Genomic DNA, 25454 nt, shown 5'->3' on the forward strand with positions numbered 1-25454 from the left:
GGTAAGGGATGAAAATCTTTAAGCGAGTGTATGAGGGTATCATGATTATCTTGGTTATGGTCACCATCGTCACACTATGGACAGAACAAGCTTATAATACATTTATTAATCGATTTATTTGGTTTGTCTTTTTTATAGATTTTGTGGTTCGATTATGGAAAGCAGAAGAACGTTGGACATTTATAAAGAAAAATCCGTTTCTCGTCATTGCTGTTATTCCACTGGATCAATTTTTTCAGATGGCTCGTATTGTACGTATCATTTATTTGTTTAGAATCAAAACCATTACAAAGTATTATATACAGCCATTTGTACAAAAATTGACGTATCAATCTAAGCTGTTTATCTTTGGTGCTTTGTTTGGTGTGTTAGTTTTTCAATCTATCATTTTATGGTGGTTAGAGGAAAATATCACTTCTTTATGGATGTCCTTTAGCCTTGTGTTTCAACATTTATTGTTCTTTGGGCATCGAGCGATTGAAGTGAACGCTTCCGCTACGTTGTGGATGTTTGTGATCACCTCTATTATTGGCGTCATCCTTCATGGGCTTGCCCTTCAATGGCTGTTTAGTCATATTGAACCGATTTATAATAAAGTGAAAAATACGCTTGAATCATAAGGTTCAACCTTTCATAAGCATAGAAGTAAGCTGTTCGTTGAATAGCTCTTTTCAAGTGAACCTCAAAGCTACCGAATCATTTACAGGTGAGAGGTTCCTTTTTTACAAGAAAAGAAAGTATAAGTTTTTGGCTCTTACATGTCTAGCTCCAGCGCCCAGCGACTAGCAAACTTCCAGCTCCTCCTTGCGATAAGTCAACATCGGATCGCTACCGCTCTCCGTGTTTCCTTTATCTAATACGGATTCAGGGGAAGTTCATTAAGAACGCTACATCACGTAGCAACATCGAACTAACCCACTTCATGTGGGAAGCAGTTTGTATGTCGCTAAGCGGGCGCTCCGAGCTTTTCTTTACTTTTCCATAGATTGGATGGTTTTACGATGAAGACTGTTCTGAGGTATGTTCTTACATATAAAAAATCGGCTATCATTGCTTTGTTACTCATGGGGGTTGAATTAACGGTTGAATTGCTTCAACCGATGCTCATGGGGGTCATCATTGATCAGGGCGTTGTGGAACAAGACATGGAAGCTATCATGATATGGGGAGGCTTGTTGCTCTTTTTATCCTTGCTTGCCTTCGCTTCTGGTATAACGAACTCCTTTTTTGCGGCAAATGTGAGCCAAGGAGTAGGACACGATGTTCGTCGTGACCTGTTTACAAGGATACAATCCTTTACAGCAGATCAATTCCAACGATTCGCCACGTCCTCTCTCATAACGAGGATGACGAATGATGTTACCCAGGTTCAATCCTTTTTGTTTATGGCCATGCGGATCATGCTCCGTGCACCGTTATTTATTATCGGTGGTCTTATATTGGCATTCACAGTGCACGCGGGTCTTGCCAGTATTTTGTTGCTGGCCGTGCCATTTCTGTTTTTGTTTATGCTGTGGATGATGGGGAAAGGGGTTCGTCTGTTCAGGGAAGTTCAAGTAAGGTTAGATGCAGTGAACCGGGTGATCCGTGAAAATTTAGTCAATATGAGGTTGATCAAAGCATTTGATCGTGGTGATTATGAACAACATCGATTTGATGAGGTCAATCGGCCTCTTATGGATGAGAACAAAAAAGCACTTCGATTATTAGAGTTGACGATGCCTGCTGTGATGCTTGCTATGAATATCGTTTTAGTCGTTGTTCTTTGGTACGGTGCAGCCGATTTACGAGTAGGAGATGCCCAGGCTGGTCAAGTGGTGGCCGTTCTGAATTATGGCACACGAATTATGTTCTCTTTTTCAACTTTTTCATTTTTGCTGATGGTGTTTTCAAGAGGGCGAGCTTCGACAACAAGGATTGCGGAAGTGTTACATAAAGATGCAGGTGAAGAGGTAGATACATATGATGAAATGTACACAATAAAAGGTGATGTTTCCTTTGAGGATGTTTCCTTTCGTTACCCAGGTATGAATGTTGATGTGATTAAACATCTATCATTTTCTGCAAATGCTGGGGAAACGATAGGCATCCTAGGTGAAACAGGATCAGGAAAGACCTCCTTACTACAACTGCTCCCAAGGCTCTATTCACCTACAGAAGGACAAATACGTATTGATCAAAAAGATATCCATTCCCATTCTGTTCCATCACTCCGAAGAGGGATCGGGTTCGTCACACAGGAAGCCCACCTTTTTTCTGGTACGATTGCGGACAATATAAGGTGGGGAGACGAACAAGCAGATATGGAACAGGTGAAACAGGCAGCGCAAGAAGCCCATATCCATGACTTCATTATGTCATTACCTAACCAATACGAAACAAATTTAGGGCAAAAGGGAGTCAACCTATCTGGTGGACAAAAGCAACGACTGTCATTGGCCCGTGCTATGATTAAGCGTCCTGCGATCTTGTTGTTGGATGACAGTACAAGTGCACTTGATGCACAAACAGAAACCAGTGTATTACATACATTGGAACATCTCTCATGTACGACGTTTATCGTTGCCCAGAAAATTAGCTCTGTGCAAGCTGCCGATCACATTTTATTACTTCAAGATAGCGAACTCATTGCCAAAGGAACGCACAGTGAGCTTATGCAGCATAGTGATGTTTACAACAACATTTTTCAGTCACAACTGCAGCGTGAGGAGGTACATGATGGGTCAATCTAATCGAAGCCACCCACATCAACGTCGAGGTATTCCTATGAAACCACCAAAGATTGATCATATGAAGGGAACTCTTTTGCGTATTTGGCAGTATATGATGGTGGAAAAAGGCCGAATTGCGCTTGTGTTAGCCATGGTCGTCATCAGCTCCGTTTTGTCGTTGGTAGGGCCTTATTTATTAGGAGTAACCGTGGATAAGGTGATTGCGAAGGTAGGGGTGTTCACGCTTGTTTGGATGCTGGTTTTATTAGCCTGTGTTTATGTATTCCAATATGGGGCAGTGTTATTGCAACAGTTTTTTATGATTGGTGTTGCTCAAAACACGATATATACGATGCGAGGCGATCTATTTAAACACTTTCACCAGATGGGGATGTCGTTCTTTCAAACGAAACAGCATGGAGAATTAATGAGTCGTGCGACGAATGATATGGAAAATATAAGTCGAACGTTAAATTCATCTGTTATTCAATTCTCTACTAGTATCTTAACGTTAATAGGGACCATTGGGATGATGATTTGGTTGAGTCCTTTGTTAACGGTGGTCACCTTATTGATTGTGCCGATTTTACTTTACGGTATGAAATGGATTACCAGTCGTACGGGCGTTTACTTTAAAGAACAACAACGCCACTTGGGAGATATGAATGGATACATTGAAGAGTCTCTAACTGGCCACCATATCATCACTCTTTATTCACGAGAACCGCAAGTGATGGAACAATTCAAGCATAAAAATGAAGCGTACCGAAATGCTAGTTATTGGGCCCAAACTTATACAGGATTTATCCCTAAGCTACTTAATCTGCTCAATAATCTAAGCTTTGCCTTGATTGTTGGGTTAGGTGGAGTGTTTGCGTTAAATGGATGGATTTCTATTGGAGTGATTGTTACCTTTACTACTTATTCACGTCAGTTCACTCGCCCACTGAATGATTTAGCCAATCAATTTAACGTTATATTATCAGCTGTTGCTGGAGCGGAACGTGTCTTTCACATCATGGATGAACCAAGGGAAACCGAAGATGAAAAAGATGTGGAACAAGTTACTTCCATTGAAGGAAAGGTGCAGTTTCGAAATGTTTCATTTGCTTATGAAGACCAGCCAACACTTTCGGATATTGATTTTGATGTGAACCCTGGGGAAACAGTTGCTTTGGTTGGTCCGACAGGTGCTGGGAAAACGACCATTATATCGCTCTTGTCCCGTTTCTATAACCCTGATGAAGGGGAAATTTATGTGGATGGAAAATCTATTTCATCCATCAGCCGGAAAAGTTTGCGCAACCATCTTGGTATGGTACTACAGGACTCTTTTTTATTTGAAGCTACGATACGGGAGAATATACGCTATGGGCGATTGAATGCCACAGATAAAGAAGTGAAAGAAGCAGCTAAGAAGGCTAATGCCAACCGATTTATCAAGTCGTTACCAGAAGGGTATGACACCATGCTTCATTCTGATGGTCAACGAATCAGCCATGGACAGCGTCAACTATTGTCTATTGCCCGGGCAATGTTAGCTGATCCTCAATTATTAATACTAGACGAAGCCACGAGCAGTATAGACACGATTACAGAAGTGAAAATTAACGAAGCTCTTTCAACCTTAATGGAAGGACGTACTAGCTTCGTCATCGCTCATCGTTTAAACACCATCCAAAATGCCGATCAAATCATTGTATTGGATGAAGGGAACATAGTTGAAAAAGGAACCCATGAAACGCTACTGAAACAAAATGGAATGTATGCGTCGTTTATGTATCAGCAACTTTCAAAGGCGTAGTATGATGTGCAAATGGCAATAAAAAGCCTCCCTGTTAAGGAAGGCTTATTCAAAAGAAAAAGCAGTATAAATTTTTGGCTCGAATGTGTATAGCTCCAGCGACTAGCAAAATCGTGCAGCAACATCGAACCAACCCACGTCGTGTGGGCGGCTATCCGGACGCCTGCGCTCTTCTATTCATTAATGATAATCTTCTCTCAAACTGTTCAGAGATACCTCTTGTTCTTGATCTGGGAAGTCTAGGGGGAAGATGCGGGCGGTTTCTTTTTGCTCATCTACGTGTTGAATGTAGATGGGGGTTCCGTTATAAGAAACATTCGCCATGATTGGCGTCTCAGAAATTTCTTTCGCGCGTTGTCGGTTCATGCCATTCACCCTCCTTAAGATGAGATCAAGATTAGTCTTGGTGACTTGGTCAAAAACTATACGAGTAAACATTCATTGCACTTGCATAACCTCATAATAGGATGAGGTTGGATGGAAAATAGAAGACATCCATATCAAAGCAAAAAAAACATAAAAAAGGTACCGAGAACATCGGTACCTGACTGATAAAAAAGTTGTGAATATGTAAAAACCATGCTATGATAAAAATCCATGCATACAACAAAAATATGCAATTACATTTATCCAATTATAATTATACATGAATTTAATTTGAATGTCAAACCATTTGATAATCTTAAGTAATGGAGAGTGATGGTATGTCTGATAAACATGAAGATTGGCAAGTTGAACAGCAACGTGTGGATCGTGTTGTTGAAGAAATAAATAAAAAGGAAGAACAGCTTCGAGAAAAAGTTGGTGACGTCAAAGGGGAAGTTATTGACCTTCGCGAAGATTTCTTTGAAGATGTAACCGTCAATATGGATGAACCAGATGATGTAATGGAAACGTATAGTAGTATTCGCCAACAAGCTGAATTGCTAGGAGAACGGGAACGTAGTCATAAGCAGTTCTATGACCAATTGAAAACTTTGCATCGATTGAAACATTCTCCTTACTTTGGACGGGTGGATTTTGTAGAAGAAGGTGAATCGGAAGCTGAGGAAGTGTACATTGGAGTTGCATCGTTAATGGATCAACATGATGAAGATTTTCTCGTCTATGATTGGCGTGCTCCTATCTCAAGTCTTTATTACGATTATTCACCAGGCTCTGCATCTTATGAAACTCCCGAGGGTGAAATAGAAGGGGATATGACGTTGAAGCGTCAATTCATCATTCGTAACGGACAGATAAAAGGGTTATTTGATACAGGTGTTACGATTTGGGATGAACTGCTTCAAGAAGTCCTTGGTAACAATGCGAATACACAAATGAAAAGCATTGTTGCAACTATCCAAAAAGAACAGAATGAGATCATACGCTATGATAAGAAAAAATACTTATTGGTCCAAGGCGTAGCGGGTAGTGGTAAGACCTCAGCAGCATTACAACGTGTGGCTTACTTAATGTATCGGTATCGTGGCAGCATTCAAGCCGACCAAATCATGCTTTTCTCACCTAATCCAATGTTTAATAGCTATGTTGCAAATGTCCTCCCTGAACTCGGAGAGGAAAACATGGATCAAACGACCTTTTTAGAGTATATCGACAAACGCCTTGAGGGACGTGTGAGCTACGAAGACGCTTATGAGCAATTAGAACATCTTCTAACTTCCCAAAAAGACAAGGATTATGATGTTCGATTAAATAATATCCAATATAAAGCTAGTTTAGATTTCAAGGCATTTGTGGACCAGTATATTGAGCGGTTAACAAAGCAAGGATTAATCTTTAAAAATGTGAAATTTAGAGAACAGACCATTGTTACCAAGCAACAGATGGATGATTACTTTTATAGTCTAGACCCGGCTATTTCTACTCCTAATGCCATGCAAATGCTTGCAGATTGGCTTTTGGAACAAGTGAGTGCTTTTGAGCAAGCAGAACGGAAGAAGGCATGGGTTGAGGATGAAATCCAACATTTAAGTAATGAGGAATACTTGAGAATTTACCACAAAACGCAAAAAGGAAATCGAGATAATCAGGATACCTTTGATGACTTTCAATTAGAGCAGCAAATGTTATCGAAGGCTGTTGTCCGAAAGTATATTAAGCCGATAAAAAATAAAATTAAAAATCTTGAATTTATAAACATGACCGCTGTGTATAAAGCTCTGTTTTCCATTGAACCACATGATAAGCCAGCACAATGGGATGAAATGATTCAACAAACATTGGCATCGTTGGATGAGAAGCATCTCCTACATGAAGACGTTACGCCATATCTTTATCTAGAGGATCAGCTTAAGGGAACGAATGTCTACACGAAAATTCGCTACCTATTTATTGATGAGGCTCAGGATTATTCTCCGTTCCAATTTGAATTTTTGAAGAAGCTTTTCCCTTATAGTCGTATGACGATTTTGGGTGACTATAACCAAGCAATCTATGCCCATAATGTCCATGCGCCAACGCCATTATCAGAAGAACTCCACTCTGAAGGGGAAGTAGAAAAGCTTACCCTATTAAGAAGTTATCGCTCAACCAAGCCTATCATTGAATTTACAAAAGGACTTGTAACTGGTGGAGAAGATATTGAACCGTTTAATCGAGAAGGTGAGCGTCCAAGTCTTGTCGAAGTAGAGGATGCAGCGAAGCATATAGAAGCAGTTGAGCAAAAGGTTCTCTCCTTGCAAGACAAAGCATACGAAACAATTGCGATTATTTGTAAAACAGCTGAAGAGAGTCGACAAGCATACGAAGCGCTTAAAGATGATCTGCCTGTTAGACTAATGGATAAGGATACCTATACGTTTGAAAAAGGACTTATTGTCATACCTGCCTACTTAGCAAAAGGGATTGAATTTGATGCTGTTGTTATTTTTAATGCATCAGCAGAGCAATACAAAGATGATTTGGAACGCAACTTGTTCTATACCGCGTGTACAAGAGCGATGCATGAACTTCACATTCTTTCTTTAGGGGAAAAGAGCCCTTTTATTCAGGAAGTTCCTTCAGAAACATACGTGGAAGAACTGTTTATGCGATAAGTGGAGCAGATAAGTGTACAACACAACTCCCACTGGAACAGATTTTATCATTCAAAAGAGGAGGTGCGTAGAGATACGCGCCTTCTTTTTTAAACGGGAGGAAATAAAATGAAGATCAATGGTCATGAAGTAAAGGGGATAGACATTGATGCTGAGACTCGGTGCAAACATTACCATAAGGAAGTAGATAGGATCGCACTTAAATTTAAGTGTTGCGATACCTATTACCCTTGCTATCAATGTCATGACGAGGTCACCAATCACAAGGCTGAGACGTGGACTGTGGAAGAGCGAAACAAGAAGGCAGTTTTGTGTGGTTCATGTGGTAAGGAGTTAACGATACACGAGTATATGAACAGTGGATACGCATGCCCTCATTGTGAAGCCTCTTTCAATCCTGGCTGTCGTAATCATGCTAATCTTTACTTTGACGTCTCAGAAGATTAAAAGTGTTGTTTTAAGTAGGAAGATAACTCGATAAAGCCAGGCTCATCTTGTTTGTCTAACGCTTGATCAATCAATCTCATTGCATTTTCTCGCTCTAGTTCGAGAATCACTTTATCAATTGTTTTCATATTGATTGATTTTTTTCGATTCAAATATCGACTAGCAATCGAGTGGACATGGGTAACGAAATCAGGTAAATCCAATAGCTCTTGAATGGTAATTTGCATCATATGTTTCCCCTTTTGGAAAACTAGCACATCATTAACATTGGTGATTTTTTTGGTTTTACGATCAACTACAATTTCACGTCCTTCAATGGGAGTGAATTGATACAGGTCATCACCAAAGTGGATAGAGAAGTATTGATAGGCTAACATAATGCGAATACAATTTTCTTCGTGTTTCACATAAAACGGTTTTAACATCCGAACAGATAACATGTGATCACCCCTTAAATACTGAATATTTTGTTATTAGGATATGCAGTAATCCCGCCAGAGGTTAAAGATTTTAAGAAGGTTAGACGCTTTCATTTTTTTAAGTACTTTTTACGAAAAATTTAAACTATTCAATAAGTTTGACATATTGACGGGTGATTAGTAGTATATATGGCAACAACTTATGCATCATTAACGTAATCTTCTTATCCAGAGAGGTGGAGGGACTGGCCCTTTGAAACCTCGGCAACGGATTCTGTGCAACAGAACACCGTGCTAATTCCTTCAAGCTTAACGCGGCTTGGAAGATGGGGAGAGTTGGGATCTACATAAAAGCAGAGCCCCTCTTCTTTACATAAAAGAGAGAGGCTCTGCTTTTATGTTTATGAGGAAATACGTTAAAAGTTAGTGTTTAATACTGAGTAAAGTCATTGGAATAATGGAATATAATAGGTGTCGTGAAGGAGAGGGAATGGATGATGAGGTATGGATTTTGGCTCCCTATATTCGGAGGTTAGTTACGGAATGTAGATGAAGAACAGATGACTCCTACATTTGAGTATGTGAAGAATGTTATTCAATCGGCTGAAAAATGGGGGTATGACACCACCTTAATCGCAGAACTGTATTTAAACGATATCAAGGGCCCTGAAAGAGATTCATTAGAAGCATGGTCCACTGCTGCAGCATTAGCTGCAGTTACGGATTCGATAGAAATCATGACAGCTGTTCGGCCAAATTTTCATAACCCTGCTGTTACTGCAAAAATGGCCTCTACGATAGATCATATTAGTAATGGACGCTTTACGTTAAATGTAGTTTCCGCTTGGTGGCAAGAGGAAGCACGACAGTATGGAGGTGCTTTTACAGAGCATGATGAACGTTATGATCGCACAGATGAGTTTTTACAAGTCTTAAAAGGGCTATGGTCTCAAGATACATTTAGTTTTCAAGGGAAGTTTTATCAAATCGCTGATACACAGTTACAGCCTAAACCTATTCAAGCACCAACTGTTTATGCGGGTGGGGAAAGTCCCCGAGGAAAACAATCCATCTCTGAGTATTGTGATGCTTATGTGATGCACGGAGGGACGGTTGACGAGATTTCACAAAAAATAAGAGATATGAAAGAACGGAGACTTAAGGTGTCTTCAACGCCGTTTCAATCGTTCGGTATGGCTGCTTATGTCATCTGTCGTGACACCCTTGAGGAGTTAAATCGAATCACGCAGTTGAAACAGTCTAGCGCTTATGCAGGCTACAAAGACTTCACAAGTAAATCGCAGCTGGAACAGCAGGTGGAAATGTTGGATTATTCGGTTTCCAATCGTGGATTACGGCCAAATTTGATTGGAACTCCTAATCAAATAGCAGATAAAATGATCGCTTATGAAGAAGTTGGACTTGATTTGCTACTGCTTCAATGTTCACCTCAGCTTGAGGAAATGGAGCGGTTCTCTAAGCAAGTGATGCCTCTAGTAGAAGAGAAAAGGGTGCAGGAAAGAAAGGAGACTCAACAATGAGTAAAGTATATATCTTACACGAAAACGAAGAATGGACTGTCCACCTCACAGATCGTTTAGACCAATTGGGCATACCATATGAAAGCTGGCATTTGGATTATGGAACGATTGATCTATCTGAGGAACCTCCGGAAGGTGTGTTTTACAATAGGATGAGTGCTTCTTCCCATACAAGAAATCATCGTTTTGCTCCAGAATTTGCTGAAGCGGTGCTAGCTTGGCTTGAGCGGCATGGTCGGACTGTAATCAATGGAAGCAGAGCTCTTCGTCTTGAAGTCAGTAAGGTTAATCAATATATGGCATTAAACCAGCAAGAGATACAAACGCCTAAAACGATTACGGCAGTGGGACGTAATCAAATCATAGAAGCCGCAAAGCAGCTAGATCGAGCTTCCTTTATTACAAAGCATAACCGTGCAGGTAAAGGCCAAGGCGTTCAACTGTTTCACTCCATAGAAGCCTTGCATCAATATGTGTACAGCGAGGGATTTGACGAGCCTGTAGATGGTATAACCCTTGTACAGGAATATATTGAAGCACCTGAACCGTATATCGTGAGGTGTGAATTCATTGGTGGGAAGTTAATCTATGCGGTTCGTGTTGATACATCTGAAGGGTTTGAGCTTTGCCCTGCTGATGCATGTACGATTGAAGATTTACATTGCCCTACGGAAGATACGCCGCAACAAAAGGAGGAGCAACCTAAGTTTAGGATCTTAGATTATTTTGACGATCCAGTTATCGAACAGTATGAACAATTCCTTTTAGAAAATAATATTGAGGTAGCAGGGATTGAATGTATACAAGATCAAAACGGAAATCTGTACACGTATGATGTGAATACGAATACGAACTATAATAAAGAAGCAGAAGAGCAAAAGGATAAGTTTGGTATGTTGGAACTTGCTACGTACCTTGGCAGGAAACTAGAAAAGAAATCAATTTCGAGTTATGTATAAAACGGAAGTTAGGCATCTATTAAGGTGTCTAACTTTTTTATTGTCTAACGAAATTATAAAAATGTTGGCTTGTGCATAACTAAGTAAGTTATAGAGGCCACGTACAGCTCCAGCGCACAGCGACGAGCAAACTTCCTGCACCTCCTTACGATAAGTCAACATCGAACGCTTGCGCTCTTCGTGTTTCCTTTATCTCATACGGATTCAGCGGAAGTTCGAGTTCGATTAAGAACGCTACATCACGTAGCAATATCGAACCAACCCACTTCCTGTGGGCAGCAGTTTGTACGTCGCTAGCCGGGAGCGCTGAGCTTTTGTTCTCATAACGAAAGCCTTGATGTGGTAAATACTCGCCGCGTCAAAGGATTTCAATCCCTTTTCTATATGTGGTGAGTGAGTGGTTTCCCTTGATGGTATCGGTTTGCAAGGAGAATTCCATTGGAGAACGGATGTGTGAATAATACCAAAGCTGCTTTGTGAAAGGGCAGTAGATAACGGTAGGAGGGAGTTGGGTAACAAGGTCATGCATATTGGCAAAACGAATGCTCAGGGGCGTAAGCGTAGTATAGGATTGTGTAAAATTATCATTTCCGACTCGTGGACTTCCGTAATTGTACATGATCACCTGAGCGAATGGTGCGTTTCCTTTTGCATCTAAAGCATGTAGCGTCGCTAAGGCACCACCTAGACTATGACCGGTAATATAGAGCTTCTTATGAGGGGGAATGTGTTGATAAGCTTGGAAAATATCATCGCGGCACGACTCATAAATAGATAAGAATCCATTATGAACAAGCCCAGCATTGTCAACATAGGGGTAAGGTATTTGGAAAACCTGTGCGTCTGCGACCCAATCTGGTTCTGTTTGGGTGCCACGAAAAGCGATTATTACAGAATGCTCAGATTCTATGATAAAGCCGAACCACTCTTTTGAATGAAGGGTAGTTGCCTTGAATGTTTTCACTAGCTTAAACCCTTTAGGTATAGGAAACGCACCATTTTGTTTGAATTGCACATAGCTTAATTCACACATATTTAATAAAAATCGGGAAAGTTGCTTATGATAAAACGGTAGAAGCATGAGGTACAACCAACCTTTCATGGTAGAAATGAAAGGATAACTTTCGGCGCTCACATGTCTAGCTCTAGCGCCTTCACCTCAGGAGCTTTAGCAATACTTCTTTGTGGGAAAAATCGCCACGACGAAGCTTTGCCTTAAGCATGGCGGGGATGGATAAGGCGCTTGCGCTTTTATTTAGTTATCTTGGTTGTATGTTATGTCAATGAGATCGTGTTGGTTCTAACACCCTTGATTGTACATTAACATCAAGCTAAAAGGAGATACGTGCATGGTAGAGAAGACAATTTATTATAAAGATTTAGGTGAGGGGCTTCCTATCGTTTTTATACATCCACCAGGAATGGGGCATAAAGTGTTTCTTTATCAAGAGAATCTATCTCAGTCGTATCGGATATTACTGCCCGATCTAAATGGACATGGTATGTCTTCGAAACGGGACAATCCTGTTAGCATCCCAGGTTTTTCTTTAGACATTAAAGAGATGCTTGATCATGCTGGAATGGAGAAAGCGGTGATATGTGGCTACTCTGCAGGTAGTATGGTGGCGCAGGACTTTGTGCTATCTTATCCTGAACGCACGCATGCTATGATTTTATCTGGAGGCTACCCTAAAGTGAATTCATTATTACTAGCAGCAGAGTACAAATTAGGTATGCGGCTTGTCAGAAAGAACCGCGAGAGATTAGCGTATATAATCGCTAGAAGTCACACCAACCACCCTTCATTTCAGAATGTATTAAAGAATTATATGATGAAGGCAGATCCACGAGTTTGGTACGAGTTTTATCATAAGTCTTATCATTATGATTGTAGTGAGCGTTTATCATCTGTGAAGGTCCCTGTGTTACTGCTATATGGTGCAAGAGAAACTTGGATGAAAAAACATATTCCATTTTATAACCAGTGCTCTTTTTGTACGTTACAAGAAATCCCTAAGGCATTTCATCAATTACCTTCAAGACAATCGGTCTATTTCAACAGAATCATTGATCATTTCTTGAGAGAACAAGCTCCTCTTTTTCAAAATATGATATCAAAATAATGTTTGATGATCCCTTAAAAAGGAAATGAGTATAGAAGAAATTGTAATGGAGGGATCAAGAATGCCAGCAGCTGAAAAAGAATTAAAAGACGTATATATGAAAAAAAGTGGGGAATCGATTCGCTTCGCGCACGGAAACTACATTATTACAGAAGTAGATGGAAAGCAGCATTGTGAACTAACATTAAATAACGTAGAACAATACGAAATGTTAGAGCATCGTAAAGATGAAAATCAAGATATTGAAGTTACGTTCAGTACCCAAGAAGGCGATAAGTTCGACGGAACGCTTAAAGTAACGACAGTAAATCGCGAAAACGAAAACAGTAATACAGTAGAGCTTGAGAGTAAAGAAGCGATTTCTCAGCAATAAAAACATGAGTAGCAGAATCCCGCCAACTAATATTGGCGGGATTTTTTATACTCATTCATAAAAAACATGAAAGGAAATAAGGTATAAATTCGAGAAGTAAGGTGATAGTAGGGATGATTAAGGTTTGAACATGATAAGAACATGACAGGAATAACCTGGATTACCACTAGACCTATAGTGGAAAGTAATGTATATTTTGGTAGAAAGCAATCGATTTGCTGGAGGGACATCATAATGAAAAAAACACTATTCATCGTAGCGATCGCATTATTACTAGCGGGTTGTTCGGATGCCACTGCTAGCTCATTTCCAGATGCTAGAGATAAGGCTGGATTCCCGATTATAGAGCCTACATATGTTCCAGATGGTATGGAACAATCTAAATTACGAGTGGAATATGGGTCGTTATTTTTAGCATACGAAAGTGAAGAGGAGCATCTTGAAATCTATCAAGAACATGCAAGTGATAGATGGATGATCCAGCACGTTCAGAAATATATTCTCACGGGAGAATATGATGAAGTCTTTGGGCAGGTAAATGAAGTATTTGAAACGGAAAATTACGTTGGATTTATTGATACAGAAGCAGTACGTCTCCATGAGACCTACCAGTACACATTTCTTCCAAAGGATACTGAACTATGGAAGGATTACTACTATCAGCTCACTACAAATGTAAGCAAAGAAGAATTAAGAAAAGTTGTAGAGAGTTTCAACGTTGTCGATAACGAAATAGAATAAAATTTTTGTTTTTGTTCTACGCATACGTAAAAAGCTCCGCCAAATAAGGCGGAGCTTTTTATTGTAGGAAAGAAAGTGTTAGCACCTCCGTGTCTAGCTCCAGCGCCCAGCGACTAGTGTGCTTCCCTCGCCTCTGTACGATAAGTCAACATCGAATCACGCATGTTTTCGTGTTTCCTTTATCTCCGACGGATTCAGGTGAAGTTCGATTAAATTCGCTACCCACGTAGCAACATTGAACCAACCCACGTTGTGTGGGCCGTAGCATATACGTCACTAAACGGGCGCTTGCGTTTTTCTTCGTTCAACAGGTTAAATAGCTCAAACATATACTTTCTTTTGGAGACGGGAGAGATGACATCAGGATACTTACTCTACTTGTTGCATGGTAGTTGTGACTTCTATGTTTGATAAGCCATTTTTACTTGCTAAATAGGCATGCCTCCTTTCAAAGTCTCTTTCTAGCTGAGCCAGAGTGATATTTTCCAGTATATCCGTTCGCTTATAAAGTCCATCCTCTACTAACTGCTTGAATAACCTATTTCGTTTAATCTCAACAGCCTTTTGTAATAATGTCATCTTTCCTACATCCTTTCCCCTTGGTTTGTGATCATCCTGACTTGGATTAATGTCATTATAGCTCCTTATCCAATCATTATCATGAAGTTTGTTAGTTTAACTTACACGAAAATTTTGAAAAGTATGATTTAATCATGTTAGGAAACCTGACAAAACTAGTTACAAAATATACTTCTTGTGTGTATAATCCTATTTATAGTCATCAACAATTCAGCATGATCTGAGAGGTGAAAGGATGGTATGGAAGAAGATAAGCATTCTTTAAAGGAGCGAAAGGTCATTACAATAGGTATTGTAAGTGAGTTGACGGGATTAACGGTAAGACAAATTCGATACTATGAGGAAAGGAAGCTTATTTTTCCTGATCGATCCAATCAAGGTAGTCGTAAATTTTCTTTCTCAGATGTAGAAACATTAATGGAAATAGCGAACAAGATTGAAGAGGGAGTTCAAACACATGAAATTAGAAGGGAAATGGCAAAAAAGAAAAAAGGGGTTACAGAAAGAGAAGTGAGAGATCGGATGCTGAAAGGTCAAATTCGAGCCCAATTTGGCGATCCCAAGATGTAAATGCTTACATGTTTGAGTCGCGGGGGTTAGGGGTTATCGAAGACGATTAAAATAATCAGAAAATTTAATATTTTTTCGAAAACCCTCTTGCTTTTTCCTTTTTTAGCGTGTAGGGTTATTAACATAACAAAACATGTTAGAACTCCTAACATAATTTCGAAAGGGGATCCAATCATGAAAAAAGTTGAGTCCGTTATTCGTCCGGAATCGTTCCCAGCATTACGTGAAAAGTTAGATGAAGTGGAAGTGAATGGGTTAACGGTTTCTGAAGTTGCGGGGTATGGTAAGCAGAAAGGATTGGAAGGTGTATTTCGAGGCACACGTTACGAAATTAAATTATACCCAAAAGTGAAAGTAGAAATGATTGTAGACGAGGAACAAGTAGATCAAATCATTAACCTCATTAAAGAAACATGCATAACTGGAGAGACAGGTGACGGAAAGATTTTTATTTATCCTGTAGAAAATGTGATTCGAATTCGAACAGGTGAAGAAGGTAAAGAAGCTATCATATAAGTTTATTTTTATCAAAAAAGAAAGTATAAATTTTGGCGCTTACATGTCTAGCTCCAGCGCCTAGCGACTAGCAGGGCACTTGCGCCTTTCTTTATATCATCACTTAGGAGGAATGAATGAAATGAAAAAGAAAGTAGGATCGTTGCTTACGGGGAGTTTGTTGTTAGCCAGTCCTGTGTACGCCGAAACAAGTGGACCTTCCATTGAATCATTAAGTGCTTCTATGGATATGGTTTGGATAATGGTCGCTGCCTTTTTGGTTTTCTTCATGCATGCCGGCTTTGCAATGGTAGAAGCAGGCTTCACTAGATCGAAGAATGCATTAAATATCTTAATGAAAAACTTCCTTACTATGTCAGTCGCCTCTATTTTATATTTTCTAGTTGGTTATGCATTTATGTTTGGTTCTTCAGCAGGAGGCTTTATTGGAACGGACGGATTCATGTTAACTGGTTATGAGGATCAAGTTGGTTTCTTCGCATTTCAGGCAGTTTTTGCGGCAACATGTGCCACTATTATTTCAGGAGCAGTGGCAGAAAGAATGAAGCTAGGTGCTTATATTCTACTAACTGTACTTATGACAGGATTCATCTATCCAGTTGTTGGGCACTGGATTTGGGGTAGTGGTTGGTTAGCTAGTTTAGGCTTTACGGACTTTGCTGGTTCAACAGTTGTTCACCTAACTGGAGCTTTAGGAGCTGTAGTAGCTGTTGCTGTTCTAGGTAGTCGTATTGGTAAGTATTCCAAAGGCAAAGCTAATGTTATCCCAGGACATAACATACCAATTGGTGCACTAGGGGTATTCATTCTTTGGTTCGGTTGGTTTGGATTTAATGGTGGAAGTACATTAGCAGCGGATCCTTCTCTTATTCCTCATGTTGTTTCTACGACGTTATTAGCAGCATCCGCAGGTGTCATTGGCTCTGCATTATACTCTTATATGAAGTACCAACGCGTTGATGCTTCCTTAACCTTGAACGGAGCATTAGGTGGACTTGTCGGAATCACAGCTGGTACTGCTGCTGTATCTTTAGGTGGTGCAATCATTATCGGGATTATTGCAGGTGTTATCTTAGTAGAAGCAGTTACATTAATCGATCAACGCTTCAAACTAGATGATCCTGTTGGCGCAATTGCTGTTCATGGTATCTGTGGTGTCTGGGGTACGCTTGCAGTTGGTTTATTCGCGATGGAAGGTGGCCTATTTTACGGAGGTGGAGTATCACTCTTAGGCATTCAGGCAGTTGGTATTGCAGCTGTTATGGCTTGGACGATGGGCTCTGTCGGTCTTTCTCTATTCATCGTTACTAGAATTACATCCATCCGTGTAAGCCGTGAAGAAGAAATCTCAGGACTTGATTTCACCGAACACGGATCTCGAGCATACGAATCTTCTGGTAGTATCTTTAATGAAAACAATCCTGAAGATAATGGTGAATTTGGTGTAGGATTACTAGAACGGTTAAATGAAGTGAGCAAAAGTAAAGACAAGCCAAAAAGACCTACAAAGCCTAAAACAGAAGTGAATTAATCTGTTGAGGTAATGAACACCATGATTTACACGGGATTTCTACTATAGAAATCCCGTGTTTTTTAATGAGACGAGGAACCTGTCCCCTCTGTTCAAGTAATTAAAAAACACAGGAGCAAAAAAGCCCTGTGTTTTTTTATGTCCACTTTTATGATTTCTCTATCCCCTGCGCTCGTTTTAAACTTGTAATCGCTCCTTGATGAAGTCCTTCATGCCAGTTTGAAAACGTAAAGAGCTCCCCTAATGTTGAGAATTCCATGATAGAACCTAACGTAAAAGGTGTTTCTCGTTCTTCTTCAAGACGTCCTTGATAGTGCGTACGCATGGCTTCAACCTGTTGAGACAAGTGCATGCGGAGTTCATCCAGAGAAGGTGGGTCTGTTTGCCAATCTATTGGGCTTGTACGAGCGTTAAATAAGTCAATGTAATGGGATGGAATTTCTTTCTCTTTTTGAAGAAAGCCAGCTAGTAAGTTCTCGTGGTTAACCAATATGTGTCCGAAGTTCCATCGAATTGAATTGTTAAATCCTTCAGGTATGACATCGGCCTGATCTTCTGTCGTTGCTTCTAAGGCTTTTAGGGTACGTGTTCGAACAAATTCCATCTGTTTAAAGATCATCTCTTCCTTCAATGTTAACCTCCTACAGTAATACCTAAAAATGCTACTAAATAGAGGTTAACATTTGTTAACCTCTATCATCCATTATTCGTTAAATCGAAATAAATCACCAGAAAGATAGCGCTCGCCTGTGTCAGGTGCAATAACAACAACAACTTCACCTGGTTCTTTGCGTTTGGCCACTTCCATAGCAGCATAGCAAGCTGCTCCAGCAGAAGGGCCGACTAAAATGCCTTCCTCTCGAGCCAAGCGTCGTGTAATATCGTAGGCAATCTCATCTGATATTTTGAAAATCTCATCATATACATCTTGATTTAAAATCTCAGGGATAAATCCAGGACTTGTTCCGACAAGCTTATGCTTCCCGGGTTTCCCTCCAGATAGAACTGGCGAGCCTTCTGGTTCAACCACATGAACGGATACATCCTTGTAATGCTCTTTTAAGGTTTCTCCTGTACCAGTCACAGTACCACCTGTACCAGCAGTGGAGACAAATGCTGCCAATGGTTTACCTAATTCATCCATTGCTTCAATGATTTCCGTAGCAGTCGAGTTACGATGAGCGTCAGGATTAGCTGTATTTTTGAACTGCATAGGAATGAAACTCTCTGGAATCTCTTTTGCCAATTCCTCAGCACGCTTAATAGCACCAGGCATTTTATCGGCACCGGGAGTTAGCTCAACCTCAGCACCATAGGCTTTTAATAAGTTGATTCGTTCTTGTGTCATTGTATCTGGCATCACTAGAATAGAACGGTATCCACGAGCTGCTGCATTCATTGCAAGTCCGATGCCTGTATTTCCGCTAGTTGGCTCAATGATGGTAGATCCTTCTTTTAAGTCGCCAGATTTCTCGGCCTCAACCATCATATTATAAGCGGCACGGTCTTTCACGCTTCCACTAGGGTTAAACATTTCTAGCTTCACATATACATCTGCACCACCTTCAGGGTTGATGCGATTTAATTTAACTAGTGGAGTATCTCCAATTAACTCTGCCATATTGTTTACAACACGCATGATGTCACTCCCTACATTACCTCGTTTCTTATAATTTTAACATAAACCCCTTAGAGTACTCATGTTTTAGACTTTTTTTGAACGTTAGGATCTAGATATATATATAGCAGTAATCCCTCACAATTGAAAAATCTCTGTTACAATAAACGTAAACGCTTACAATAATAGGGGGTTATTAGATGACGTGGACTCCAGAGACTGCTTATGACGCTATGAAAGAGATATATACAGATGATGTGATGCAAGAAGAGAAACGGCGAGTGTTTCAACAAGTGTATCGGCATCTATATGAGCACTTAGAGGATTTAGCTGCAAAGGATGCAGTCAAACAAGAGGTCGAGGATCGTATGCAACTATATAAAGCATACACCTTTATGCCAGGAGACAACTTATTTCAATCAATGCGCTACGTATTTCTACTTGCGAGGGGAGAAAAAGAGCGAGATAGAGCTGTTACCCAGCAACATCTGCAAAGAATTTACCGTGCACTATTTTCGGCTGCGGGGCTAAAAAATCCAGTTATTCCAGATTCGTTTTGGGAAACACCGCTAGGAGTGAGTTGTTTAGTAGCTGACAAAGGAATAGAGGCTGTGTATCCTATTTTAGATGAAATGGAAATCAGTTAGTGAGATCCCCCCTCTTCCAATGTTGGAGAGGGGGATGACTTTATTTTAAAGTAAAGAAAGTTCTGGCTCTTACATGTCCAGCTCCAGTGCCCAGCGACTAGCCCTCCTTACGATAAGTCAACATCGGATCGCTACCGCTCTCCGTGTATCCTTTATCTCCTCCGGAAAGAAGCTCGATTAAAATCGCTGCATCACGTAGCATTATTGAACCAACCCACGTCCTGTGTGCAACAGTTTATACGTCGCTAGCAGGGCGCTTGCGCCTTTCTTTAATAAGCAGCAATCGTGCCGTCTGTTCGTGATTCTGTACCACCATATAAGGTGCCAGTATTAGGATCACGCCAAATGATTTGTCCCCTTCCGAATGATCCTGTTTCAAGCTCAACTTGAATGTGATGCCCTTTTCGAGTAAGGGCTTCTGCAATATGAGATGGAAATGTTGGTTCGACAATGATTTTTTTCTTCTCTAGCCATTGCCAGCGTGGTGCATCTAGAGCTGATTGTGGATTCATATTGAAATCGATCGTATTCATCATGACTTGAAGGTGTCCCTGCGGTTGCATAAATCCACCCATCACACCAAAAGGTCCAACAGCCTCATTTCCTTTGGTTAGGAACCCTGGTATTATCGTATGGTAGGTGCGTTTCCCGCCAGCTAATGCATTGTCATGGTGGGGATTTAAAGAGAAACTATGACCTCTGTTTTGAAGAGCGATACCTGTTCCTGGCACGACCAATCCAGAGCCAAATCCCATGTAATTGCTCTGAATAAAAGAGACCATATTTCCTTCGTTGTCTGCTGTTGCTAGATAAACGGTTCCGCCTTTTGGTGGAGTACCAGCTTCAGGTGTAATGGCGTTATGCCCTATAAGTTTCCTTCTTTCCTCTGCATATTCTTCAGACAGTAATCTCTTAACGGATACAGACATGTTCATTTCCTCGGTAATATATGATTTTCCATCCGTAAAGGCGAGTTTCATTGCTTCCATTTGTTTATGATACGTATCAACTGACTCTTTTTCGGTAATCTCATATCCTTTTAAGATATTTAAGGCTTGTAACGCAATTAGTCCTTGTCCGTTTGGTGGAATCTCCCAAACATCATAACCTTTATATTGTATGGATATCGGATCTACCCACTCAGGAGAGTAGTTTGCTAGGTCTTCTTTCAGTAAATAACCACCATATTGCTCGGAAAAAGAGGCAATTTGATCTGCTATATCGCCTTTATAAAAAGCTACCCCCTTTGTATTTGCGATGGACTGCAATGTTTGAGCCATATCAGCAGAACCCCATACTTCTCCTACGTATGGTGCCCTGCCATTCGGAGCAAATGTTTCGAACCATGATGTAAAGGCTTCGTTAGTAAGCTTTTGACGGAAAGCTTCGTAAGTCGCTCTCCAAAACTTTCCTAATGTTGGGGAAATTGGGAAGCCTTTTTCAGCGTAGTGTATGGCAGGTTCTAATAGGTCTTTAAACGATAAATTACCAAAGCGATCAGATAGCTCTGCCCAAGCTGAAGGAACTCCCGGAACAGTGACAGGCACCCATCCATGTGTGGGCATTTCATCATACCCTTGAGCTTTTACTTTATCAATAGAAATAGACTGTGGAGCAGGCCCGCTTCCGTTTAAACCATGTAGTTTTCCTTTCGTCCAAACCAAGGCGAAGGCATCCCCACCGATTCCATTTGAAGTAGGTTCAACGACTGTTAATGTAGCTGCTGCAGCAATTGCAGCATCAATTGCGTTGCCTCCTTTTTTCATCATGTCTAGACCAACCTGAGCGGCTAGTGGTTGGGAAGTGGCCACCATGCCTTGGTTAGCAACGGTTGTTGTACGCTTTGAATGATACGGGGAATACAATGAATCAAATTGAAGCATGGAAAAAAACTCCTCTCGTTATGTAAACATATGCTCCAATTATTATTCGATAATGAATGACAAAAGCCCTTGTTCTTTTAGAATTTGTTCTACTATAAAATATTTGGTTGTGTATAATTTAAAAAGCTCTATAGAAGCCACGTCCAGCTCTAGCGCTCAGCGACTAGCAAACTTCCTGCACCTCCTTACGATAGTCAACATCGAATCGCTTGCGCTCTTCGTGTTTCCTTTATCTCAAAAGTATTTAGAGGAGGTTCGATTAAGACCGCTACATCACGTAGCAACATCGAAACAACCCACTTCCTGTGAATAGCGGTTTATACGTCGCTAACTGGGCACTTGCGCTTTTGTTCTTTTGAAATTGAACTTCATATATGTAGAGTATTATTTATATTTTTTGTTTGAAAATTTACAATTAATTGATATTAGCAACACATTGAATTTATATACTAAAAGCATAAATTCTCGTTAGGTCTAGGTGAAAGAAAATACGAATATGGACTCAGGAAAAGGGGGAATCCTGATGAAGATCGCTATTTTTACCGATACGTTTACACCTCAGGTAAACGGAGTTACGCAGACATTTCAATTGTTTGTAGATTATCTAGATGAACAAGGTATGGAGTATCGTTTATTTGTTCCCGAGACGAAGGAAGAAAATCTGTTCTCCAATCAAATCCACCGTTTTACAAGTGTACCTTTTTACTTGTACCCAGAGTGTCGTTTCTCATTTCCGAAGATGAGTCATATCCGCAGGCAGTTAGAGGAATTTCAGCCCGATTTAATCCATATCGCTACACCGTTCACTATTGGTTTAAGCGGCTTGTATTATGGTAAAAAATTGAACATTCCAATTGTAGGCTCCTATCACACTCACTTTGACCGTTACTTAAGGTACTACGACCTACATTTTCTATCGAAATGGATATGGGAATATATGCGCTGGTTTCATCAATCGTTCCGAGCCACGTTTGTACCATCTGTAGAAACAAAACAAGAGCTTCTAAAACACGGTTTTCACGACGTTGGGATTTGGAGTCGTGGAGTGGATTGTAAAAAATTCAAACCACTTCAAGATGATGAACCTTTACGTTCTAGATACAATATAAAGGCTTCACATATTTTATCCTATGTTGGCCGTCTTGCTCCTGAAAAAGATTTGCATACCCTGATGGAAGCGGCTGAACAACTCCCTGACCACATAAAAGATCAAGTACATTGGTTGATTGTAGGAGATGGACCTACGGCTGATGAAATGAAGAAGCAAGCACCAGACAATATGAGTTTTACCGGGTATTTGAATGGAGAAGACCTTGCAGAAGTGTACGGTGCTTCCAGTTTATTTGTTTTCCCTTCCACTACTGAAACATTCGGAAATGTCGTTTTGGAGGCGTTAGCTTGTGGAACCCCTGCGATAGGTGCAAGGGCAGGAGGAGTTCAGGAAATTATTTCTCATAATCAAACCGGATTTTTATGCAACCCAGGAGAAGTGGATGATTTTATTGCGTCCATATCCAATGCAGTCGAAAATGAAAGTAAATTAAAAAAGATGAGCTATGAAGCTAGAGAATATGCACTGAAGCGTTCATGGTCCTCTATTTTCGAGGATCTATTAGCTCAATATGAAAAAGCTATTCAAGTTGAAGAACGCTCTGTTGCTTTATAGGGTCATTATGATTTAACGTACCATATTATACAGGTCCATACGAGTAGTGTTATTTACTACAGATAGGAAAGGAACTGGTGAGTCTTATGAAAAACATTGCTGTTGTAGGGACGGGATATGTTGGCTTAGTGACCGGCGTTTGTCTAGCGGATCTTGGCCATCATGTCATTTGCATAGACGTAGACGAAGAAAAAGTAAGTCACATGCGCAAAGGATATTCCCCAATATATGAGCCACAATTAGAAGGTCTAATGAAAAAGAACATAGAGGAGGGACGACTAACATTCACCACTAATCATGCATGGGGCATACCAAATATGGATGTTATTTTTCTTGCAGTTGGTACACCTCAGCAGCAAGATGGATCTGCCGATTTAACGTATGTGCAACGAGCCGTGAATGATATTGCCCAGCATATTAATCGAGATGTCATTGTTGTTAATAAGAGTACGGTACCAGTGGGGACAAATGAAAGCATACAGCAGTATTTTAATCAACACGTGGGAGAGCTAGGGCGTGTGGATGTTGTATCGAATCCGGAATTTCTCCGGGAAGGTTCAGCTGTGTATGATATGTTTCATGGAGATCGAATTATCATTGGTGCAGAGAATGAGGGTGCAGCTTTACTAGTGGAAGAATTATATCGTCGATTGAAATTACCAGTAGTCAAAACGGACATTCGTAGTGCTGAGATGATTAAGTATGCGTCGAATGCATTTTTGGCTACAAAAATAAGCTTTATCAATGAAATCTCCTCCATTTGTGAGAAAGTCGGGGCAAATATAGAAGATGTGGCCTATGGGATGGGGAAAGATCGCAGAATAGGAACTCAATTTTTACAGGCCGGCATTGGATACGGAGGTTCTTGTTTCCCTAAAGACACAAATGCTCTTGTCCAAATTGCAGGGAATGTAGAGCATAAATTCGATTTACTTGAGTCGGTCATTCATGTAAATAATCGCCAACAAGTTTTACTTGTAAAAAAAGCAAAAGAACGATTCGGTTCATTGCACGGTAAAAGAGTGGCAATGCTTGGTTTGGCTTTTAAACCCAAAACAGATGACATACGGGAATCTGCTTCTGTAGTGGTTGCAAATGAGCTTATTCAAGAAGGTGCCTATGTAACTGCTTATGACCCAATTGCCATGCCGAACGCATCTAAGGTTCTAAATGTTGAGTTTGCAAATTCTACAGCAGAAGCCCTACAAGATGCTGATGCGGCATTAATTATTACTGAGTGGGATGAATTCAAACAGCTTCCATTGAGCACTTTTTCAGAACAAATGAGAGTGCCAATGGTTTTCGATGGACGAAACTGCTATACACTAGAAGCGATTCAAGAATCCTATTTAGAGTACCATTCTATAGGACGCCCAGTAATAGGGGAAGTAGATTTACACAAGTTTGAATACACTCAAAATTATTTGAGTGAACATGGATAAATTTTAATTATGAGGAAATTGTCTAAGCGAATGTATACAATAATATTCATAAGTAACGCAAAAAGAATTTTACTATAAATTCCTTTTGCGTTTTTCTTTTTCACTCTCTTGTTTCAATTAAGAGGCATAATATTAGAGACTTGAAGTCGAGATAAATTTAGGTGAGAGGGATGTTTTCGTTGTGTGTATCAGAGAAAAGATTGGCCGAGAAATAGCTCGCTTTCCAGTGGCTAGGGTCGTTGGACGTTGTAACACGATGTGACGATCTTAGTCGAACTTCCTCTGAAACCCTTCGTCTCCTCGGGCAAAAACATGGGCTCTGGAGCGACTCTTCCTGCTTTCGGAGTAAGAATCGATATAGGGGTAAGAATTGGATTTTTGGAGCGACTCTTGCCCATTTTAGAGCGACTTTTACAAAATAGGAGCACCGCTGTTTTGGTGGTGTGGTGCTGTGCTTCAGCCGGGCTGGAGCGGACACTAGTGGGAGGTTGCGAGCAAGTTTTCGGAAATTGGAGCGATTTCTGAATATAGGAGAGACCGCCCCAATTTCCCGGCCCATGTTTCCGTTCATCTCAACAAAAGCAAAGGTGGCCTGGGAACAAGGATGCTCACGCCGGAGAAAGAGGTAGCCAAGATCCCCTGAGGGTGCTTTCCCCGAAGGTAGCTTGCCACCTAGGTGGCAGGACGCGAGTTATTCCACAGCCACCTTTATTCCATACTAACGTATCGGGAACATCCCGCTTAATAAAGGTATTTATCTAGAACTCAAGTCTTCAAGATGATGGGGCTTTAATGAAATAGTAAAAGGGCTTGGAACATCAAGTACCAAACCCTTTTTTGGAAAGC

22 protein-coding genes, 1 pseudogene and 1 riboswitch are annotated in these 25454 nt (G+C 40.5%); of the genes and pseudogenes, 16 read left to right on the forward strand and 7 right to left on the reverse strand.

Going from position 1 to position 25454, the window contains the following annotated elements; translation table 11 throughout:
• Positions 1–8: 8 nt before the first annotated feature.
• The 3 genes from GLW08_RS13485 (at position 9) to GLW08_RS13495 (ending at position 4515) form a co-directional block, all read left to right on the forward strand.
• A complete protein-coding gene (locus tag GLW08_RS13485) occupies positions 9–620 on the forward strand; it encodes a transporter (protein ID WP_160849168.1) in 612 nt (203 codons plus the stop codon).
• A 381-nt stretch (positions 621–1001) separates the two neighbouring features.
• A complete protein-coding gene (locus tag GLW08_RS13490) occupies positions 1002–2732 on the forward strand; it encodes an ABC transporter ATP-binding protein (protein ID WP_160849169.1) in 1731 nt (576 codons plus the stop codon).
• Positions 2719–4515, forward strand: coding sequence for an ABC transporter ATP-binding protein (locus GLW08_RS13495; RefSeq protein ID WP_423808696.1), 1797 nt, complete (start codon positions 2719–2721; stop codon positions 4513–4515). Before GLW08_RS13490 ends, GLW08_RS13495 begins: the two co-directional genes overlap by 14 nt.
• A 180-nt stretch (positions 4516–4695) precedes the next feature.
• Here GLW08_RS13495 and GLW08_RS13500 read toward each other — a convergent pair whose 3' ends face one another.
• Positions 4696–4881, reverse strand: coding sequence for a small acid-soluble spore protein H (locus GLW08_RS13500; RefSeq protein WP_160849170.1), 186 nt, complete (start codon positions 4879–4881; stop codon positions 4696–4698).
• Between the two features lie 338 nt (positions 4882–5219).
• Here GLW08_RS13500 and helD point away from each other — a divergent pair, with 338 nt between their 5' ends.
• Both helD and GLW08_RS13510 read left to right on the forward strand, forming a co-directional pair.
• Entirely contained in the window at positions 5220–7553 is a 2334-nt protein-coding gene (helD, locus tag GLW08_RS13505) for an RNA polymerase recycling motor HelD (RefSeq protein ID WP_160849171.1), read from the forward strand.
• Positions 7554–7661: 108 nt separating this feature from the next.
• On the forward strand, positions 7662–8000 hold the full coding sequence (locus GLW08_RS13510) for a CHY zinc finger protein (protein ID WP_160849172.1): 339 nt from the start codon (positions 7662–7664) through the stop codon (positions 7998–8000).
• Here GLW08_RS13510 and GLW08_RS13515 read toward each other — a convergent pair.
• Positions 7997–8440, reverse strand: coding sequence for an IDEAL domain-containing protein (locus GLW08_RS13515; RefSeq protein ID WP_160849173.1), 444 nt, complete (start codon positions 8438–8440; stop codon positions 7997–7999). The genes GLW08_RS13510 and GLW08_RS13515 overlap by 4 nt on opposite strands.
• Before the next feature lie 200 nt (positions 8441–8640).
• A riboswitch (SAM riboswitch) is annotated at positions 8641–8752 on the forward strand.
• Between the two features lie 164 nt (positions 8753–8916).
• Between GLW08_RS13515 and GLW08_RS13520 the strand changes: the two are divergent.
• Together GLW08_RS13520 and GLW08_RS13525 are read left to right on the forward strand one after the other, a co-directional pair.
• A pseudogene (locus GLW08_RS13520) lies at positions 8917–9960 on the forward strand (LLM class flavin-dependent oxidoreductase).
• On the forward strand, positions 9957–10919 hold the full coding sequence (locus GLW08_RS13525) for an ATP-grasp domain-containing protein (RefSeq protein ID WP_160849174.1): 963 nt from the start codon (positions 9957–9959) through the stop codon (positions 10917–10919). The pseudogene GLW08_RS13520 and the gene GLW08_RS13525 overlap by 4 nt, the downstream one beginning before the upstream one ends.
• 358 nt (positions 10920–11277) lie before the next feature.
• Here the strand turns inward: GLW08_RS13525 and GLW08_RS13530 are convergent, their stop codons facing one another.
• On the reverse strand, positions 11278–12000 hold the full coding sequence (locus tag GLW08_RS13530; RefSeq protein WP_160849175.1) for a lipase family protein: 723 nt from the start codon (positions 11998–12000) through the stop codon (positions 11278–11280).
• 268 nt (positions 12001–12268) lie between these two features.
• Here GLW08_RS13530 and GLW08_RS13535 point away from each other — a divergent pair, with 268 nt between their 5' ends.
• The 3 genes from GLW08_RS13535 (at position 12269) to GLW08_RS13545 (ending at position 14156) form a co-directional block, all read left to right on the forward strand.
• Complete coding sequence (locus GLW08_RS13535) at positions 12269–13042, forward strand: alpha/beta fold hydrolase (RefSeq protein ID WP_160849176.1); 774 nt, start codon at positions 12269–12271, stop codon at positions 13040–13042.
• Between the two features lie 61 nt (positions 13043–13103).
• Positions 13104–13415: a hypothetical protein gene (locus GLW08_RS13540; RefSeq protein WP_160849177.1), complete on the forward strand. Its 312-nt coding sequence runs from the start codon at positions 13104–13106 to the stop codon at positions 13413–13415.
• A 234-nt stretch (positions 13416–13649) separates the two neighbouring features.
• A complete protein-coding gene (locus tag GLW08_RS13545) occupies positions 13650–14156 on the forward strand; it encodes a membrane lipoprotein lipid attachment site-containing protein (RefSeq protein WP_160849178.1) in 507 nt (168 codons plus the stop codon).
• Positions 14157–14525: 369 nt separating this feature from the next.
• On the opposite strand, the gene GLW08_RS13550 is transcribed toward GLW08_RS13545, so the two are convergent.
• Entirely contained in the window at positions 14526–14735 is a 210-nt protein-coding gene (locus GLW08_RS13550) for a hypothetical protein (protein WP_160849179.1), read from the reverse strand.
• 240 nt (positions 14736–14975) lie between these two features.
• Between GLW08_RS13550 and GLW08_RS13555 the strand changes: the two genes are divergently transcribed.
• The 3 genes from GLW08_RS13555 to GLW08_RS13565 all read left to right on the forward strand — a co-directional run bounded on the left by GLW08_RS13555 (position 14976) and on the right by GLW08_RS13565 (position 17352).
• Complete coding sequence (locus GLW08_RS13555) at positions 14976–15305, forward strand: MerR family transcriptional regulator (RefSeq protein ID WP_160849180.1); 330 nt, start codon at positions 14976–14978, stop codon at positions 15303–15305.
• Positions 15306–15479: 174 nt separating this feature from the next.
• A complete protein-coding gene (locus GLW08_RS13560) occupies positions 15480–15821 on the forward strand; it encodes a P-II family nitrogen regulator (RefSeq protein WP_160849181.1) in 342 nt (113 codons plus the stop codon).
• Between the two features lie 121 nt (positions 15822–15942).
• On the forward strand, positions 15943–17352 hold the full coding sequence (locus GLW08_RS13565; RefSeq protein WP_160849182.1) for an ammonium transporter: 1410 nt from the start codon (positions 15943–15945) through the stop codon (positions 17350–17352).
• 148 nt (positions 17353–17500) lie between these two features.
• Here the strand turns inward: GLW08_RS13565 and GLW08_RS13570 are convergent, their stop codons facing one another.
• Positions 17501–17983 carry a DinB family protein gene (locus GLW08_RS13570; protein ID WP_160849183.1) on the reverse strand — a complete coding sequence of 161 codons (483 nt, stop codon included), beginning with the start codon at positions 17981–17983 and terminating at the stop codon, positions 17501–17503.
• Between the two features lie 72 nt (positions 17984–18055).
• Complete coding sequence (gene cysK, locus GLW08_RS13575) at positions 18056–18991, reverse strand: cysteine synthase A (RefSeq protein WP_160849184.1); 936 nt, start codon at positions 18989–18991, stop codon at positions 18056–18058.
• Between the two features lie 179 nt (positions 18992–19170).
• Here cysK and GLW08_RS13580 point away from each other — a divergent pair, with 179 nt between their 5' ends.
• The gene (locus GLW08_RS13580; protein WP_160849185.1) at positions 19171–19617 is read left to right on the forward strand and encodes a hypothetical protein; all 447 of its coding nucleotides are present in this window, start codon (positions 19171–19173) and stop codon (positions 19615–19617) included.
• A 269-nt stretch (positions 19618–19886) separates the two neighbouring features.
• On the opposite strand, the gene ggt is transcribed toward GLW08_RS13580, so the two are convergent.
• Positions 19887–21500 (reverse strand): gamma-glutamyltransferase, encoded by a 1614-nt coding sequence (gene ggt / locus GLW08_RS13585; RefSeq protein WP_160849186.1) that lies wholly within the window; start codon positions 21498–21500, stop codon positions 19887–19889.
• Positions 21501–22023: 523 nt separating this feature from the next.
• Between ggt and GLW08_RS13590 the strand changes: the two genes are divergently transcribed.
• Together GLW08_RS13590 and GLW08_RS13595 are read left to right on the forward strand one after the other, a co-directional pair.
• On the forward strand, positions 22024–23166 hold the full coding sequence (locus GLW08_RS13590) for a glycosyltransferase family 4 protein (RefSeq protein WP_160849187.1): 1143 nt from the start codon (positions 22024–22026) through the stop codon (positions 23164–23166).
• Between the two features lie 86 nt (positions 23167–23252).
• Positions 23253–24608: a UDP-glucose dehydrogenase family protein gene (locus tag GLW08_RS13595; protein WP_160849416.1), complete on the forward strand. Its 1356-nt coding sequence runs from the start codon at positions 23253–23255 to the stop codon at positions 24606–24608.
• Positions 24609–25454 lie beyond the last annotated feature (846 nt).

Origin of the sequence: Pontibacillus yanchengensis, assembly GCF_009856295.1 — a bacterium.
In the GTDB taxonomy this organism is placed as follows: domain Bacteria; phylum Bacillota; class Bacilli; order Bacillales; family BH030062; genus Pontibacillus; species Pontibacillus yanchengensis_A.

Coding starts and splice junctions, on each gene's coding strand:
- GLW08_RS13530 (WP_160849175.1), bottom strand. CDS start 12,000: ATGCTTCTACCGTTTTATCATAAGCAACTTTCCCGATTTTTATTAAAT.
- GLW08_RS13495 (WP_423808696.1), top strand. CDS start 2,719: ATGGGTCAATCTAATCGAAGCCACCCACATCAACGTCGAGGTATTCCT.
- GLW08_RS13510 (WP_160849172.1), top strand. CDS start 7,662: ATGAAGATCAATGGTCATGAAGTAAAGGGGATAGACATTGATGCTGAG.
- GLW08_RS13535 (WP_160849176.1), top strand. CDS start 12,269: ATGGTAGAGAAGACAATTTATTATAAAGATTTAGGTGAGGGGCTTCCT.
- cysK (WP_160849184.1), bottom strand. CDS start 18,991: ATGCGTGTTGTAAACAATATGGCAGAGTTAATTGGAGATACTCCACTA.
- GLW08_RS13500 (WP_160849170.1), bottom strand. CDS start 4,881: ATGAACCGACAACGCGCGAAAGAAATTTCTGAGACGCCAATCATGGCG.
- GLW08_RS13565 (WP_160849182.1), top strand. CDS start 15,943: ATGAAAAAGAAAGTAGGATCGTTGCTTACGGGGAGTTTGTTGTTAGCC.
- GLW08_RS13485 (WP_160849168.1), top strand. CDS start 9: ATGAAAATCTTTAAGCGAGTGTATGAGGGTATCATGATTATCTTGGTT.
- GLW08_RS13525 (WP_160849174.1), top strand. CDS start 9,957: ATGAGTAAAGTATATATCTTACACGAAAACGAAGAATGGACTGTCCAC.
- helD (WP_160849171.1), top strand. CDS start 5,220: ATGTCTGATAAACATGAAGATTGGCAAGTTGAACAGCAACGTGTGGAT.
- GLW08_RS13545 (WP_160849178.1), top strand. CDS start 13,650: ATGAAAAAAACACTATTCATCGTAGCGATCGCATTATTACTAGCGGGT.
- GLW08_RS13580 (WP_160849185.1), top strand. CDS start 19,171: ATGACGTGGACTCCAGAGACTGCTTATGACGCTATGAAAGAGATATAT.
- GLW08_RS13595 (WP_160849416.1), top strand. CDS start 23,253: ATGAAAAACATTGCTGTTGTAGGGACGGGATATGTTGGCTTAGTGACC.
- GLW08_RS13560 (WP_160849181.1), top strand. CDS start 15,480: ATGAAAAAAGTTGAGTCCGTTATTCGTCCGGAATCGTTCCCAGCATTA.
- GLW08_RS13550 (WP_160849179.1), bottom strand. CDS start 14,735: ATGACATTATTACAAAAGGCTGTTGAGATTAAACGAAATAGGTTATTC.
- GLW08_RS13490 (WP_160849169.1), top strand. CDS start 1,002: ATGAAGACTGTTCTGAGGTATGTTCTTACATATAAAAAATCGGCTATC.
- GLW08_RS13555 (WP_160849180.1), top strand. CDS start 14,976: ATGGAAGAAGATAAGCATTCTTTAAAGGAGCGAAAGGTCATTACAATA.
- GLW08_RS13515 (WP_160849173.1), bottom strand. CDS start 8,440: ATGTTATCTGTTCGGATGTTAAAACCGTTTTATGTGAAACACGAAGAA.
- ggt (WP_160849186.1), bottom strand. CDS start 21,500: ATGCTTCAATTTGATTCATTGTATTCCCCGTATCATTCAAAGCGTACA.
- GLW08_RS13540 (WP_160849177.1), top strand. CDS start 13,104: ATGCCAGCAGCTGAAAAAGAATTAAAAGACGTATATATGAAAAAAAGT.
- GLW08_RS13590 (WP_160849187.1), top strand. CDS start 22,024: ATGAAGATCGCTATTTTTACCGATACGTTTACACCTCAGGTAAACGGA.